Origin of the sequence: Arcicella aurantiaca (assembly GCF_003148625.1) — a bacterium.
Lineage (GTDB): Bacteria > Bacteroidota > Bacteroidia > Cytophagales > Spirosomataceae > Arcicella > Arcicella aurantiaca.
Map to the genome: position 1 here is coordinate 60,214 of NZ_QGGO01000006.1, position 17,379 is coordinate 77,592.

Below are 17,379 nucleotides of genomic sequence, written 5' to 3' on the forward strand. Positions count from 1 at the left end.
TTATGGTAGGAACGAATAGCATTCGTCCACTGTGTTATTTGAGGGAGTGGACGAATGCTATTCGTCCCTACATCAACAATTTCATAAAACTGTCAGATAACCGCTTTTAATGCTTAAATTAATTCACTACAAACTCAAACTGACCAGATTCCACTTCTAAAACAGCTTTATTATCTTCAATTTTTAAGAATTTGATTGATTTATTTTGACTTACTTTTTGATTACTTTCCTTAATATTTTTCACTGAATTGGTCGGCAAATAAACATGAGCTTTTGTGTTTGGAGGAATCGTTATTTTCCATGTAAATTGTCCTGCTTGCTTTTTCCATTCCGACGAAACTTCACCTCGAATACTATGATAATTGGCTTTTACACCATTCAATTTTTCAATAATTTCGGGCTTCATGATAATCGTTTTGAAAGCATTTGATTCTGATTTTATACCTGCTAAATTTTCATAATACCAGACAATTAAATCTCCCAAAAGCATTACATGATTTGCCGAATTCATTTCTGGATTGGCAGTATTTCCATTCCACAATTCCCATATCGTAGTCGCTCCATTTTCTGCCATATAACCCCAACTTGGATAGTCGGTATTGGTGGCTAATTGGTAAGCAATATCTGCACGTCCATTTTGAGTTAAACCTCTCATTAACCACTGCGTACCAATCACGCCTGTGCTGATATGTCCATTATTTTCTACTAAAATTTTATCTAACAAAGCATTCAAAACAGCCTTTTTGTTTTCTTTTGGCACAATATCATACACAATTGGCAGAAGATTCGCCGTTACTGTGCCGTTACTATATTTGGTTTTATCATCCTTTAAAAATTGTTGATTAAATGCTTTTTGCATGGTTCTCGACAAATTTTCAAAGCTTGATTTATCTTCGTGTTTTGTTAGTAATTGAGCAAATTTTTGCATCGTTCCTAACATTTTAATGTAGGTTGCTGCCGCAATCAATTTACCGTCTGTAATTCTGTTGGTGTCTTTTGCATGAATCAACTCTTTCGACTCAGGTGGTACGCACCAATCACCATATTTATCTTTCGTAACGATACCATTTTCGGTGTATTTTTCAGCCATGTAATCCATCCATTTTTTCATAGAAGGATAATGTTTTTTGATAACCTCCTTATCGCCAAATTGCGAATACAACATTTCAGCAATGGTAATATAAGTAGAAGCCCAAGTAACGTTGTCGCCATAATATCTCCAGAATGCAGGAGCAACATCGGGAATACTTCCATCCGCTTTTTGAGATTGTTCAATATCGTCCAACCATTTTGCATATAGTGTATGATTATCAAAAATGAAACTTTCGCCGTAAGCTCCCGTAGTGCGGTCGCCGAGCCACGGCTGACGCTCATTTCGTTGCGGACAGTCAACTGGCATTCCTTTATAATTGCTTCTAATGCCCCAATAAGCGTTTTTAAAAACCTGATTTATGGTTTTATTTGAGGTTGAAAAACTGCCAACAGTTTCCATTTCATCATATACAACCCGACCATCAAAATCGTCAACGGTAGGTTCAGAAGGAAAACCCGAAATCTCCACATAACGAAAGCCATGATAAACAAAAGTAGGCTCCCAAGTTTCCGTTCCTTCTCCACTCAAAATATAATTATCCTCAGATTTGGCATCTCTCAAATTACGTACATATAATTCCCCATTTGCCTGTAAACTTTCTCCAAATCTTAATTTCACTTTATCACCTCTTTTCCCATGAACACGCATACGAAGCCAACCCGCCATATTTTGTCCCATGTCAAGAATGTAGGTATTTTCTTTAATTTTCTTGATTGAAATGGGCTTTATTGTCTCCATAACTTTCATATTTTCAGTCATTTGAGCTTCATAACTCCCACCTGCTTCTTGTACCAGTTGAGCTTTCAACCAGCTTTTATCGTCGTAACCAACATTATTCCAACCCTTTAACTCTTTGGTTGCATCATAATCTTCTCCGTCATATTCGTTATTGGTACGGATAGCACCATCAGCAGTTACTTTCCATGAATCATCACTTACAATCGTTGATTTTGAGCCATCTGCATATTCAATATCTAAATTGAAAAGCATTTTTGGATACCCAAAAGTCTTGATTTTATAAGGTTTATAATCTTGACGCATAGCATAAAATCGTCCATTCCCTAAGATTGTCCCAATTGCATTATTCCCTGATTTCAATAAAGTAGTTACGTCAAAACTATTGTACTTTACGCCCTTATTATAGTCGGTTGGTACGGGAGCAAGCACCTGATTCCCAACTTTTTGACCATTGAAATATAATTCGTACAAACCCAAGCCAATGATATTAGCAGTAGCACGTTTGATTTCTTTATTGACAACAAATTCTTTTCTGAAATAGCGGGCAGATAATTTTGCAAACTGACTTTCATCGTCCCAAGCAAAGGAGCGGTCAAGCCCTATCCAACGCCCTTTCCAATCGACATAATTGCGTAAACCAATTGAAAATGAAGCGTTTTCTGACCATTGACTTTCACCTTTATTTGTCCATATTTTCACCTTCCAAAAACACGCTTGGCGACTTTTCAAGGCTTTTCCTGCATAACGATTATTGATAGTTTCATCAGAAATCACTTTTCCAGAATCCCATAAATCACCTTCATTACGTGCTAACTTTTCTGAACTTGAAGCCACCAATATTTGATAAGCCGTTTGTTCAACACTTCTAAAATTCGCTTTAATTTCCCAACTTAATCGAGGATTTAAAACATCTATTCCGACAGGATTAACCAAAAATTCACAACGTAAATGCGTTAAAGTAATGGCTTTTTCGTCTTGCTTAAAAGACAAAAAGAGTAAGGCAATCAGAAAATATGAAAGTTTTTTTATCATGAATTTGTATCTTGAAAACTTAGTCCATATTCATTTAAAATATCAGCGACTTTTACGGGCAAACCCGTTGTTAGTGAAATATCCATCGCTTGTAAAAGTGCTACCGTGCCAATGCCTTCTTGAATATCTGGATAAGCAGTTTTATCATTTTCAATGCAATCGACAAAATATTCCAAATAATTTTGATATTCGCCTGCATGATGGCTTTGCCCCTCAAAACGGAAATAATGTTTAAGATATTTATCGCCAAATGCTACGACACGTTCTTCGCCTGTTTTATCGGTAATGGCGTATCTGAGTTCGTGATAATCTGCTTGCGAAGCCCCTTCTGTTCCTCTCAAAATACAGCTCATGCCACTATCACGCATAGTTGGTTGTGTTGGTCCAGTATAACAACCACTTACCCGAGCAATTTTCCCATCGGTTGATTTGAATATAAAGTGCATCGTATCTGCATTTTTCAAACCATTTTTTACCCCATTGGCACTTAACATTCCGTAACCCATCACCTCTTGAATATTGGGCATATACCAACGAATAAAATCAACAGGGTGACTTAAACCACCATACAACCATTTAAAGGCATTTTCTAATGACCAACTTTTTTCTAAAAACCAACGGTGGTCGGCGTGATAATGTCCTTCAATGGTAATCAAATCGCCTATTAATCCATTTTCAAAGTCAGCTCGTTGTCGCATAGCGGGTTCAAAAAAACGAGAACTCTGCCCTACAAAAACCTTTTTGCCCGATTGTACACATAGTTGAATAATCTCTTTGGCATCTGCCAAATTATCAATCAACGGCTTCGTACAAACTACGTGTTTGCCGTGAAGCAAAGCTTGTTTTATGTGTGTTGCATGAAATTTATCAGGTGTATAAATCGCAATTATATCAATTCTGGAATCGTCCAAAAGGTCTTGATATTCGGTAGTATAATGATGAAAATCAAATTCTTTCGCCCGTTTTTGGCATAATTCAGCACTCAAATCACAAACGCTGATTAATTCAAGTTTTGAGCTATTCAACGCTGCGGACATCGTACTTCTGCCTTCGCCTAATCCTAAAATGGCAATCTTTAACATATAATTTTATCAGTTATTTCGGTTTATATTTCCTTCAAAAACACCCAAGTTTCGCCTTTTTTTGTGCCTTCAATCCCTTCTTGATATTTTTGCATTAAGGTATTCCAATCGTTTACTCGTGGATTATTTTCGGTGGTTTTAGGATTGAGTTTATCTAAACTTTCGCCCTTTGGAATGCTGATAATTAACATCAATTGGCGACCATTTTTATAAATCAATAATTGTTGAAAATCGGCATTACAAAATCCTTTTGACACTTCTTTCCAATCTTTAAATTGATTGGCGTGATAGTTTAAATATTCTCTTTGAAGCGTTGTATCCGCCACCAAATTAGCGGTTAACAAAATATGTGTTTGTTCTTTTTTAGAAGGTTTTTCGCCACAATTTTCACGATTAAATTCATAGAAATAATCATCGTAAGTTTTGATTTTAGCTGTTGGGAAAGCTGTTTTCAAGCGTTCACGAAGGAGAAATAAATCTTGAACTTTATCGAAAATAATGTAGTGATTTTGCCACTGAAATAAGGCTTCTTTCCTTACTTTACTTTTTAGCATAATTGCTCTTAAAGTCTGTAAATCAATCGGTTGCTTAGCATCAACTATCAATTCCAAAACGACAGGTTTCTCTTTGTTGATAAGCCAATTTTTATCCGCCGAAACATTCGATTTTTGTAATTGTTGAAATGACTTCTGTAATCCTGCCTTGTGTTTAACAGAATCAGCTACTGACGAACCGTTATTTTCCCAAGTATTTCCTGGTCCATTGGCGTTTTGAAGATATTTTTCCGATGGCGTCCAATTATTTTTTATCGTCATAAACGAAGAACCTTCGTCGGTGTATAAATAAAACCAATGATTAGGAATATGTGCATAAGGAGCTTTATAAATACTGTCAATGTAGTTTTCTGAAATGAGGGAATTTGGTTGAGCAGACAAAGTATAAATTCCTGCACAATCATAATTATGTTTTCCGTAATGATGAATTTTATTCGCAATCACCCGATTATTTTTCATCACATTTACTGTTGGAGTCCAGCCCCACCCCATGCTGATTCCAGAATAGGAAACATTGTTGATTTCGTTGTGTTCAATGTTAAGTCCACGCACAAAACCTGCTCCAATGCCCACACAACCCCAATCTTCATTACTTACATCGGTAATTAAGTTATTACTAATGTGAATATTTGAAGTAATTTCTCTTGAATCGCTCGGGTTGTACGGTAAATGTATTTCGGTAGCTTCGTCTGAAAAAACGCCTACTTGGATTCCTGTTCCGCCAATATCTTTGAATAAATTTCCTTTGACCGAATTTTCAGAAACGCCTTTATGGAAATCTAAACCCGTAGAAGCAAGATGCTCAAAACTACAATTCTCGAAACTAATATGATTTGAAAAAGACGATTGCAGTGCCGCCGCTGGGCGACCAACCCACGCTTGATTTTCGAGTGTTTTTTTATCAGGAGTTCCCGCAATTTTTAGCTTGTAAGCATCTAACATATACATTCCTGCTTGATGCGGAACGTGTCCATAAGTAGAAGGTCGCAACCAAGTTGAATGCTGAAATGACAGATTTTGGAAGAAAATATTAGAAATAGGATTATCGATTGTACCCTCAATTTTCAGGAGTGTTTCTAATGCAGGAGCAATGGCGGTTGCTTCTTGCATATTTTCATGAGGCAGAGGTAAATAATAAATTTTATTGGCTTTTCTGTCTAAAAACCATTCGCCAGCTTCATTCAAAAAGCCTATTGAATTGGTTAAATAGTAGGCAGAATTACCAGTTTCGGCAGAAATCCAAGGAGCAGGCCAAGGGTGTTCCGACTGAATACGACTTTCGGGTTGATGAAATGTCAATTTTGTGCTATCTCCATGAATTTCAATGTTTTTTATTCTCAAATTAGCAACTTCCCACCATTGATGAATAAACAATTCAACTTCAAATTCCTTTTCAATTCCCTCAAATTTTGGCGTTGGAATCCAGCAATATTCTTCTTTTCTATTCCAAGATAATATTCTATTCATCTTGCTATTGGGTGTATCTTTTGCACGAATGGCTTTTTGATTATTTACCCATAATTGTCGGAATTCAAAACTCCTGCCTGCCAAAGTCGGCACGTCGGCAATCCAAACTTTGCCGACAGCCTCCTTGGGTAACCCAATTACCTTTTCTGTGAGTTTTCTCCAATGTTTTATAGCAATGCCACCGCTTAAAATAGCTTTTTCATCTGGTGCAGATGAAATTATCGTCGGACTCGTTGATGTACCTGAATCTTCGGGTCTAACAAATACCGTTTCGTTTAGTGAGTGAATACCTGATTTAAGATAAATATGTACACCCTGTTCAATAGACCTATCTGATAAACGACGTAATTCTCTTACCTTTCGCAATGCCATATTTAGACTTGCAAGAGGTTTCTCTTTTGTACCATCGTTTAGTTCAGAACCTGTTGGAGAAACCCAAATTTCAGCCCTTTGTCCAAAACTAACAAAACAGAATACAAAAAAAACGCTACAAAAAGCAACGAGTATTTTGATAAAAGGAATTTTCATCGAAATTTATTAACCGAATATTATACTTAAAAAAGCATAATTTGAAACACAAAGATAGGTGACGACCCCAACCTTTGTTTGTACCATTTTCTCAATGTATTATACAATATTGTCTTTGAAGAATTGGGGCGTTTATGGGAAAAATTAGTAAAAGAAAATGGTTTTGGAGGGCTTCTATTTAAAATTACGTCAGTCATCCTTTTTAAGGTTATGACTATATCTTGGTAACTTAAAAGAGCCATAGGCTCGAACAATCTTGTAGCAACGGATTTTAATCCGTTGAAAAATTACATCAACGGATTGAAATCCGTTGCTACAAAATCGGTCGAGCCTATGGCTCTTTAAACCCATACGCATCAAAAAACAATATTTACCTATTTCACAAAATCTTTATTACTTTTTCCTAAATCTTTGGAAGTAGCAACGGCAATACCACGTTGGTCGCCTTTATTTACGGCACAATAAAAATGATAAACAACGCCTTTATGCTTTACAACATAAGATTTATGAGCATATAAATTATCATAATTTTCAGAAGATTCTACTAAATTATCCCCGTTCCAGTCTGTCCAATCTGTTAAATTGTAAGATGCCGCAAAGCGATTAAAAGCACCTTTTCTGTCTTTCCAAAATGCACCAAAGTAAAACATCACATAAATATCTCCGATTTTTTGAATGATTGGGTCGCCCGTAATGCCAACAGGATGATGTACAATTGGCTCACTTGTGGGGCGTTGCCAAGTGGTCATATTATCTGAAACCGCCATACCGATACGCTCAAACCAGCGAGTTTTTTTGTTATTTACTGCCGAATCACCGTTGGCATTATAGTACATTACAAATTGATGACCAGTTAAACGTTCTTTGTCTTCAATGACTGTACTTTTAAATAACTTCCGATTTTCCCACCAACCTACATTTTTATCATCAGATGCCAAAACAGGGGATTTTAGCCGTTTCCATTCATGTACTTTACTTGGGTTTTGGGAAGTATGAGCGATTCCGATTGATAAATTTCCTGCTTCATAACCAGCAGATTTACCACCAAAATACGACATCCAATAATCTCCATTGTACTTTCTTAGCTTATACGAACCTTCCCAATTAATATCTTGCAAAGCCAAATAACCTGCTTTTTGGTTTCCGTCCCACTCCGTAGAATCTGTAAAAGACATGATTCGACCAAGCATTTTCCAATTCAGTAAATCATTGCTTTGAGCCAGCCAAGTTTCGTAACCTCTACCACCAAAAGTCAGGTAGGTCATATACCATTTTTTGCCTTTTCTAAAAACCGTCGGGCAGTCCATTTTCAATGAATTATCGGCAGGAGTAAGCACTAAACCATATTTATAAGGCGTTTTAATTTCCTGATAAAGTTCATTCATTTTCTCTTGCGAGACCGTTTTGGAAGGTTGTGCAAAGGTGTTGAAACTCAGAAAAAAACTGAGTAGCAATAATAATATTTCTTTCATATTTAATAGATTATTGATTAGAACTTAGGATTAATACCCAATCATTGCCGTCTTTGGGTTCAGCAGGAGGATTAAATTCTTTCGTCCCCTTATTAGGAAAACTTCCTATTATTGTTTTTTCTCCATTTCTTGGATTATACCAAGTTGCTTTCAAAACATTTCCTTCTATTTTTCCTAAATTTACCGTAAAATTTCGCCCTGTATAAGTGTATAAAAAGGCATATTTTTTACCACGAGTAGCCAAAATGTAATTATACTTTTCTCCTTGCTTTGCTACTAAACTTTGGTCGGGGATTCGCTCAAAAAATGGTTTAGATAAAAGTAAACTTTTCATGAATTGCATTTGTCCAGAACCTTCCGCTTTCATGCCTTCCGACCAAATTTCCAAAGGTCCAAAAGAAGTATCTTCATTAGTAAGAGTTCTAAACATTTGCATCACCGAATTTTGTCCGTAAGTATAACCAAATGCTCCTGCAAAAACCGACCAATATCCGTATCTTCTAACTTCGGCAGCCGTCCAACGTGGTTGAGTTACATCGTGTAAACCATGCGGTATGCCTTCGTAAGAGGGTTCTCCGTCAATTGTGGGCAATACGGGACGAAGTTTATAATCTCGATTTATATACTTCCAATTGTCTTCGCCATAATGTAATTTTTCATTGGCTGAGGTATCCTGAGCATACGTTCTATGCCCTGATTGCACCATATTAAAGTCCATCCATTTTTCGTTATGAAACCATTCAGACGACGAAGAACGCCCTCTTGGATGAAAGGTAATTAAATGTTTTTTGTCAATTTCACGAAGCGTATTTCCAATAACATTCCAAATATTTATTGACTCACTTCCTTTTATATCACCACCATTCAACCAAATGATATTACTATGTTTGGCAAATCTTTTGGCTAAAAATTCAGCATAAATTCTTGCTTGACTTTCTGAAACTCTACCAGATTTTACATTACCACCCCAAATTGGTACAAAACCAATATAGATACCTCTTTTTTCAGCTTGTTCTATCACAAAATCAACGTGATTCCAAAAGTCATATTGGGCTTCGTCGGTAAAAGAATCACCATCTGTAATTTTTGGTTTTGCGATATTTTTTCCAACTAAGGCAGAATCACCGTACATATTTACGACGTTCAGTGTATGTAATCCCATCGCTTGAATCACATTAAAACCTTTGGCTTTTCGGTCGTCTAAATATTGAATTGCTTCTTCTCTGGTGAGTTTTGAAAACAAAAGCCAACCTGTATCTCCTAACCAAAAAAACGGTTTTCCATCAGCAGTTTGAAGGAATCTTTTATTGGCAGAAACTTTTAAATCGGGTAAAGTTTGAGCGTATGTATTTTTCGATAAAATGAGCATCCCCAAAAGGAAAATCGTAATTATTTTATTGGTCATGTTGAAAGTTTTTTTTAGTAACACAGACTTTAATCTGTACTCAATTTTCATTTACAGACTAAAGTCTGTGTTACTTTTTTGTAATCCATATTACTGTGGCAGATGCGTTTTTACTATTTATTTGAAGCACTTTTCTACCTTGAACAATCTCTGAATCAGCGATTATTTTCCCATCTTTTGGATTGATATAATTTACGGTAAAATCACCTGAGAAATTTGTCAAGTCTAAATTTACATTTTCGTTGGTTTCAGTATAGATGATGTAATTTTTGCCTAAATACCCTAATGCCCATTGATTTTTAGGCTTGCCTGATAATTCAATTACATTCATTTGGGTGGTATTTTTCAAAAAATCAGGAGGTAAATTTTGGGGTAAATTAGCCAAGGAACCACCTGCCATAAACACTGCCCAACCATTCGCATCGAAACTATCTCCCGAATAAACCACTGCTTTGTCAGGAAAATTTTGACGGTATTCTCGCACTGCTTTATAAATCTGTTCAAAAGATGAGCGTTTAGGGTTCAATAAGCGTGCGTGTTGGCGTGGAGCAAGATTTTGTCCTCCTTTGGGTTCGTAAATTGTACCGTTAAATTGATTGTGCCAATACCGAATATCAATCAAATCAATCGTTTTTGAACGATTTTTATCTGCTAAAATGGCATCTTGAACGTCTTTTGTAGTGCTTAATCCGATAGTAACATTTTTGCCTGTTTCTTTTTCCCATTCCTTAATGACATCAATCCAAAATTCTACAAAATGCAAAGGACCTGTATATTCAGCTCCAATCAGTTGAATTACTCCCGAATTTTCTGCAAAATTTGATAAACATTTTCGGATATAATCACGATGAATTTTACGACGAATTGGGTGCGAAATGTCATAAAATTGCTCCGCCATAAAAATTCGTTTGTCACCTGCATACGGCACAGGCTCTGGGAAACCCGTATTGTTAATATTATTGGCAGGTCGCCAAGGGAAATCGGCATAATGAGCCCCTGCTTCGATAATATTGTGCTGAAAGTAATTTTGATGAATTAGTACCAAATTTTTCTGGTCTGCCAAATCAGCAAATTGTTTTAATCTTCCCCAATACCATTTATTGTATTTTGTCAAATCATATTTACTTAAACCGTCCCAAGCGGTTTCTTTTCCACTTCTGGCAAAAGGCAATTCATAAAAAGGCGTCCAAACTTCACCATCCATTCTACGGATTCGCTCGTGGTCGTCTCTTCGTCTATCGTACCAAAGTCCGTAATTATGGTCTAAAACCGTAACATTATTTTGTTGCATCCAATCGGTTAATTCTTCCAAATCATCGGTTAAACCCAATCCTGATTGCCCTGGTACAAAACGAGTAATATGTGGTTTTGCATTTGCTAATCCATGTGGACGAGCAACGCCCGACCACCAAGGAACTTCTTGTTTTCTACCTGTTAAAATCTCATCGTCACGTACCAACCAACCATTTTTGATTTGCATGGTTGGAGTTTTGATTACCGTTGTCTGTGTCTCCACAGACGACAGTTGTCCAATCGTCTGTGGAGACACAGACAATTGCGGTAAAGCTTGTGATGACATTCGCCCAACTATAAACTCTTGCAAGGTAAACGCCTGACTAACAGCATTTTTAGTCAATTCCATCGCTACTTCTACTTTCGGGCTACTGGATGCTTCTATTAAAGTTGACATCAAAAAAGTACGATTTTCGACTTCATTTCCTAAACGGTCTTTTAATTGTGCATAAAATAAACTTCGAGGTTTTATGTGTTCGTTTGACATCTCCCAATGTCCGTCTCCTGCAAATTGAGCCCAAGTACCAAACGCCCAATTTTGAGCCGTTGGGGGTTTTGCACATTCAACCATAGACGCTGAACATTGCCAAAAAACACTGTTGGCTGCCGACCAACCTGCACCTTGTCCGTCTTGTCCACGATTGGCAAAACGTAGGGCATTGCCATCAACATTTACAATATCAAACAATACGCCAGATGCCCAACTGTCAATTGTTCCACTAAAACTAAAAGGCGTTTTTGACTCGCATTGTACAAAGGCATTTGGACCTGTTGCACAATAACCAACCGCAAAATCGTGGTAGCCATTTTCAGCATAAATACGTTGAAAAAGTGTTTGTTGACCCGAAGTAAAAAAAGTGTATCGTCGCTGACCACCAATTTCAGAAATGGGTTCGGTTGAAATACAATCTTCGACAGTAATGCGTTTGGCAGAAGCTAAAATATTTACTGCCGAACCTGCAAAGTGTTTGAACGTTGTTTGTCTGACCCAGCCATCACTCACATTTTCAAAAGAAATTGCCATCCAACGGTGGTCTTCGTCTTTCAAATTTGCTTTATCATAAGTAGAAATTAATTGTAGATTTTCTATGCCAATGTTTGAAATACGCCCATTCCATTGATACGTTGCGATTTTGCCACCACCAAAAGTAGAATCTAAGGCAGTTGTTAAAGGCACGTCCAACGTAATTTCATTGGCATTAATAGCCGTAATTGTTCTATCCCAAAATAAATCTCGTTGATTTGGTTTCCAACCCAAAGCAGTAACTCCACCGCCAAAATGGTCAGTTTTTAATAATTCAATCCATTCTTTGGTTGATGGTCTGTGAATTTGAACTTTATCACCAACTTTGAAATCAGTTGATGATGAAACACTAATTTTTTGAGCATTTACAGGAATATATGGATTGATGATTTCATGCGTTTTACCAAAAGTTCGGTCATTTTTTCCTTTGATACGAATCAAGGTTTCACGAGAATCTCCTGCTCCAATAATGACTGTTCCTTTTTCGCCAATGCCCGCACCACGTAGTACAACTCCCGATGTTTTAATGATTAAATTTCCTTTTACTTCAAATTGCCCTTTGTCTAATTGAACTGCCCCACGAAATCCGTTTTTATCTAAAGGTAAATTTGATACAAAATCTATGGCTGATTGTATTTTTTGAGTTGCATCTCCTTTCTGACTTTTCACAAAAACCTTTGTTTCAATCGTTGGAATTGGTTGTTCACTTGCCTTATATCCACAGTAAGAAAAATCAGGAATACGATTACCTTGTGTATCTGGGGTATAAGCTAAATTTCCTTTATCGCTCTGATAAACAGGCGATAAAGGAATAGTTTCTTTCTTTTTTTGTGAAAAAGAAATGTTAGAGGTAAGTATGAAAAATGTAATTAAACAAAAGTATTTATTCATAGAAGGTAACACAGACTTCAGTCTGTATTTGAATCATAGCCGTCAGGCTAAAGAAAACAAGTTCAAATTCTAACAGACTAAAGTCTGTGTTACATTAAGGTTTTACCGTTTTTACAGAAACCACACTATTCAAATAGTCTTCAATGTTGGTATAACCATTATTGTCTTTATCTTTTGAAGCGTCGTTTGCATCTTTCGGATTCAGTCCATTTTTAATTTCCCAAGCGTCTGGCATTCCGTCATTGTCACTGTCTTTATATGGCGTACCTTGATAAACAGGATAACCACCAACTTGAGCAATTTCGGTAATAATTCCATTTTTATAAGAATCAATTGGCAAACGACGGTGCTTGAATTGTGAAGTTGGCAAAACAACGCCTTCAGTTATCTTGATTTTTCCTGTTTTCACTTGTTCAATAACTCTTGTATCAACAGCATCACGTCTTGGAAGGGTTGCCCCTGCATTTGCTAACACATAATCATGAGCAACTTTTGTAGGCAAAATCGTAATATTTGGCATTGGTAATGGCTTATTCCAACGAATAGAATCTTTGTATTTTCCTGCGTTTGCCAAGTCTTCTACTTGTACGCCACCATTCCAATTATCTTTGGTTACTCGCTCATTTCCTTCCACAATATTACCCGAAACATAAGCACGACCAAATGTCAAATATTTCAATTTACTACGTCCAGATTCTGGCTTCAAAATGCGGTATGCAATGGGTGATTCTTTTGGTGTTTGTGGACCGGGTTTAAAATAATTATTGATAATATTGTACATAGCTCGGTAGTCTCCACCATCAATTGAACGGTGTACCCAGTTAAACATTACGTTATTGGTAAAATTGAAAATTCCGAACCAACCAATTGACGGATTACGCCCTGCATTATCTGCCCAAAGATTACGCATAAATGTACAATTTTCGCCTCCAAGTGTACTACCAAAAGCATGATTCCAAGTATCCAAAGCTTCTGAGAAAATTGAGTTTTGAATCGTAATATTTACCGTTGGCAATTTGTCTTCAATTTTGCCCGTACTGTCATTATACATGTGGCGATACATCGACATATTTTCATCTAAACCCCAACTTGCCGAGACGTGGTCAATCATAATATTACCAATTGGATTTCCGCCAATTGAATCGTCTCTACGTCCTACATTTGTTTCTCCTCTACGGAAACGCATAAAACGAACCACCACATCATGTGTATTAATCCAAACCGACTCGCCTGCTACGCAAACGCCGTCACCTGGTGCAGTTTGTCCTGCAATTGTGATGTAAGGAGCTCTAATAATTAAGGGTCTTTTTAAACGAATAATGCCCGAAACATTGAATACAACCACTCTTGCACCACCTTGTTCACACGCCCAACGAAGACTTCCTTCGCCGTCATCATTCAAGTTAGTTACGACAAATACTTTTCCACCACGACCACCAAACGAGTATGCTCCGCCACCTTCTGCTCCGGGGAAAGCAGGAATTTCGGCTTGTGGTAAATCAATTGGACGAGCCGCCCAAGGGATATATGGTTTTCCATTTTTGGCATCATATTGAATAGTCTTCCAAGCTTTTTGCCAAGCAATATCCGACAAACGCCAAGTTTCTTTTAGTAAAGCATCGCTAACTTTTTGTACCGAGTCTGGAATCGTTGGGTATTGAGCGAATGATAAATTTTCACTACCTAATAGCGTTATAAGGATTAGAAAAATTAAGCTAAGTTTTTTCATTGTTCTATTAATAAAATCAATTGTTGTATGGATAATTTAACCTATCTGTTGATGCAATGATTTGATAAGTTTATATATTGATTCAAAATTACTATGAATAAAAAGCTACATGATATACAATTTTCTCTATAAATTATATTATTTTATCTTTGTACTATTTCAAGAATCATTTTTACATTTCAAACCTTATCTATCCTGTCTTACCATTGACTAATTTTAACTCACTTAAAAATATCTGTAATATCTTATCTCATAGCTATTTAGACAATTATTTTTCCTTCCACATCTCTTCCAAATTTCAAATTTTACTTTTACCCACAATTTTTCAGCTCGAAATCTCACTTTAGTATTTAGACAACAAGGTATAATACTAAGAAAAAATAATACAAAAAAGCACTTTGCAACAGAAGTACCTTTGTAAGGTAATTTACTCTTTTAGTACCCATCATCTAACATTATTTAGTATGTACAAAGCACAGTATTTGCTCCTGTTTTGTCTCTTTTTTTGCTTCAAAATTTCAGCTCAACAAGAAACCCGAACAATCATCAATTTTAATAAAGACTGGAAGTTTTATTTAGGAGATGAACCTAAAGCAAAAGACCAATTGTATCATGACGAATCTTGGCGAAAACTAAATTTACCCCACGATTGGAGTATCGAAGGGCAATTTGCCGAAAATCATCTTGCAACTTCACAAGGTGGAGCTTTGCCAACGGGAATTGGTTGGTATCGAAAGAAATTTAAAGTTTCCCAATCATTCAAAAATAAGATTAGCTATGTTGAATTTGATGGTGTTTATCGTAATGCTGAAGTCTGGATTAATGGACATTATTTAGGTAAACGCCCCTACGGATATAGCTCTTTTCGGTATGAAATAAGTAAATATTTGAAATATTCGAATGAGGAAAATCAACTCGTCGTTCGAGTTGACAATAGCGAACAACCTAATTCTCGGTGGTACACAGGCTCGGGTATTTATCGAAATGTTCGCTTAGTGCATACTTCCAACCTTGCGATTGACCATTGGGGAACATTTATTTCTACCCCAAAAGTTACTAATCAAGAAGCTACTGTAAAGGTTGAAACGACTGTCAAAAACACTACCCAAAATTCGCAAAAAATTCGTTTGGTAAGTTCCATTATAGATGCTTCTGGCAAGGAAATCACAAGCACTTCTCAGGAATATGTTGTCAAAGACTCTTCTGCCACTTTTCAACAAAATATTGTTCTCCAAAATCCAACATTATGGAATATTAAAAAACCTTATTTGTACAAAATAGTGAGTAAAATTTATGTACAGAATCGTCAATTAGATAGTTACGAAACGCCTTTGGGAATTCGTTTTTTTGATTTTCAATCTGCCACAGGTTTTAGCTTAAATGGCGTACCAACCAAAATATTAGGGGTTTGTAATCATCACGACTTGGGAGCATTAGGGGCAGCTATCAACGTGCGAGCCATGGAAAGACAATTAGAAATTTTGAAAGAAATGGGCTGTAATGGCATTAGAATTTCTCATAATCCTCCTGCTCCAGAATTGCTTGATTTATGCGACAAAATGGGCTTTATCGTCATGGATGAGGCTTTTGATATGTGGAAAAAGAGGAAAAATAAGAAAGATTACGCTCAAAATTGGGACGATTGGCATAAAAAGGATTTAGAAGATATGGTAAAACGTGACCGTAATCATCCTTCTATTTTTGTATGGAGTATTGGCAATGAAATCCGTGAGCAGTTTGATAGTACAGGCACAACCATTGCCAAAGAATTATCTGCCATTGTAAAAACATTAGATAAAACTCGTCCAGTTACTTCTGCTTTGACGGAAACAAATCCTGATAAAAATTTTATTTTCAAATCTGGGGCATTAGATGTTTTAGGATTCAATTATAAACACGAAGGTTACGCCGATTTATTGAAAAATTTTCCAAATCAAAAATTTATTGCTACCGAAACTGCTTCCGCTTTGGAAACTCGTGGGCGTTATGATTTACCCAAAGATTCTGTGGTTTTTATGCCCAAAGATGGCAAATCTAAACTCACCAATGGCAATGCAGATTTTACGGTTTCTGCCTTTGATAATGTGGCTGCTTATTGGGGAACAACGCACGAAATTTCATGGAATGCCGTCAAAAAATATCCACATATCGCAGGTTTATATGTGTGGAGTGGTTTTGATTATTTGGGCGAACCGCACCCTTACCCCTACCCTGCCCGTAGTTCGTATTATGGGATTATCGACTTGGCTGGTTTTCCGAAAGATGTCTATTATATGTACCAAAGCGAATGGACAAGCAAGCCTGTTTTACATATTCTACCCCATTGGAATTGGTCGGTAGGTCAAACCGTTGATGTTTGGGCATATTTCAATCAAGCAGATGAAGTTGAGCTATTTCTAAATGATAAATCGCTGGGAATCAGAAAGAAAGAAAATGATAACATTCATGTTTCGTGGAAAGTGAAATATGAATCTGGGGTTTTAAAAGCTATTTCTCGCAAGAATGGAAAGACCGTTTTAACCAAACAAATACAAACGGCAGGCAAAGCAACAAAAATAAATTTGAGCGTTGACCGACCTATTTTAAAAGCCAATGGTGAAGATTTAGCTTTTGTAAAGGTGAGTGTGACCGATGAAAATGGAAATATTGTGCCAAATGCAGGACATTTAATCAATTTCAATGTATCGGGTGTTGGCGAGTTAGTGGGCGTGGATAATGGCTATCAAGCAAGTCTTGAACCTTTCAAAACCAATTACCGAAAAGCCTATAATGGTTTATGTTTGGCAATTATCCAGACCAAAGAAACCGCAGGGAAAATCATTTTAAAAGCAACGAGTGAAGGATTGGAAAGTAATGAAATTGTTATGGAGAGTTTGGTGGAATGAAAAAAGTAGGGGCGTATCGCATACGCCCTCAGACAAAATGGCCGTATGCGATACGCACTCGGACAAAATGGGCGTATGTGATACGCCCCTACCGTAAAACTGACAAAAAAATAATTCAAAATCCATTAAGGGTATTTTTTACAGATTGTGTCTATTAAACAACAATTGAATAATTCAAAGAATAAA

General features: G+C 36.6%; 8 protein-coding genes. 1 reads left to right on the forward strand and 7 read right to left on the reverse strand.

What is annotated here, in order from left to right; all coding sequences use genetic code 11:
• Positions 1-118 precede the first annotated feature (118 nt).
• The 7 genes from LV89_RS07265 to LV89_RS07295 all read right to left on the reverse strand — a co-directional run bounded on the left by LV89_RS07265 (position 119) and on the right by LV89_RS07295 (position 14,308).
• Positions 119-2,863, reverse strand: a complete 2,745-nt coding sequence (locus LV89_RS07265; RefSeq protein WP_109742214.1) for an alpha-L-rhamnosidase — start codon at positions 2,861-2,863, stop codon at positions 119-121.
• Entirely contained in the window at positions 2,860-3,945 is a 1,086-nt protein-coding gene (locus tag LV89_RS07270; protein ID WP_109742215.1) for a Gfo/Idh/MocA family protein, read from the reverse strand. The genes LV89_RS07265 and LV89_RS07270 overlap by 4 nt, the downstream gene beginning before the upstream one ends.
• A 23-nt stretch (positions 3,946-3,968) precedes the next feature.
• Entirely contained in the window at positions 3,969-6,494 is a 2,526-nt protein-coding gene (locus LV89_RS07275) for a right-handed parallel beta-helix repeat-containing protein (protein ID WP_109742216.1), read from the reverse strand.
• A 374-nt stretch (positions 6,495-6,868) separates the two neighbouring features.
• A complete protein-coding gene (locus LV89_RS07280; RefSeq protein WP_109742217.1) occupies positions 6,869-7,966 on the reverse strand; it encodes a glycoside hydrolase family protein in 1,098 nt (365 codons plus the stop codon).
• A gap of 10 nt (positions 7,967-7,976) precedes the next feature.
• A complete protein-coding gene (locus LV89_RS07285) occupies positions 7,977-9,371 on the reverse strand; it encodes a glycoside hydrolase family 140 protein (RefSeq protein ID WP_109742218.1) in 1,395 nt (464 codons plus the stop codon).
• 70 nt (positions 9,372-9,441) lie between these two features.
• Positions 9,442-12,579: a DUF6298 domain-containing protein gene (locus tag LV89_RS07290; RefSeq protein ID WP_109742219.1), complete on the reverse strand. Its 3,138-nt coding sequence runs from the start codon at positions 12,577-12,579 to the stop codon at positions 9,442-9,444.
• 94 nt (positions 12,580-12,673) lie between these two features.
• Positions 12,674-14,308 carry a polysaccharide lyase gene (locus LV89_RS07295; RefSeq protein ID WP_109742220.1) on the reverse strand — a complete coding sequence of 545 codons (1,635 nt, stop codon included), beginning with the start codon at positions 14,306-14,308 and terminating at the stop codon, positions 12,674-12,676.
• 464 nt (positions 14,309-14,772) lie between these two features.
• On the opposite strand from LV89_RS07295, the gene galB reads away from it, so the two are divergent.
• The gene (gene galB / locus LV89_RS07300; RefSeq protein ID WP_109742221.1) at positions 14,773-17,193 is read left to right on the forward strand and encodes a beta-galactosidase GalB; all 2,421 of its coding nucleotides are present in this window, start codon (positions 14,773-14,775) and stop codon (positions 17,191-17,193) included.
• Positions 17,194-17,379 lie beyond the last annotated feature (186 nt).

Coding starts and splice junctions, on each gene's coding strand:
- galB (WP_109742221.1), top strand. CDS start 14,773: ATGTACAAAGCACAGTATTTGCTCCTGTTTTGTCTCTTTTTTTGCTTC.
- LV89_RS07290 (WP_109742219.1), bottom strand. CDS start 12,579: ATGAATAAATACTTTTGTTTAATTACATTTTTCATACTTACCTCTAAC.
- LV89_RS07275 (WP_109742216.1), bottom strand. CDS start 6,494: ATGAAAATTCCTTTTATCAAAATACTCGTTGCTTTTTGTAGCGTTTTT.
- LV89_RS07280 (WP_109742217.1), bottom strand. CDS start 7,966: ATGAAAGAAATATTATTATTGCTACTCAGTTTTTTTCTGAGTTTCAAC.
- LV89_RS07265 (WP_109742214.1), bottom strand. CDS start 2,863: ATGATAAAAAAACTTTCATATTTTCTGATTGCCTTACTCTTTTTGTCT.
- LV89_RS07285 (WP_109742218.1), bottom strand. CDS start 9,371: ATGACCAATAAAATAATTACGATTTTCCTTTTGGGGATGCTCATTTTA.
- LV89_RS07295 (WP_109742220.1), bottom strand. CDS start 14,308: ATGAAAAAACTTAGCTTAATTTTTCTAATCCTTATAACGCTATTAGGT.
- LV89_RS07270 (WP_109742215.1), bottom strand. CDS start 3,945: ATGTTAAAGATTGCCATTTTAGGATTAGGCGAAGGCAGAAGTACGATG.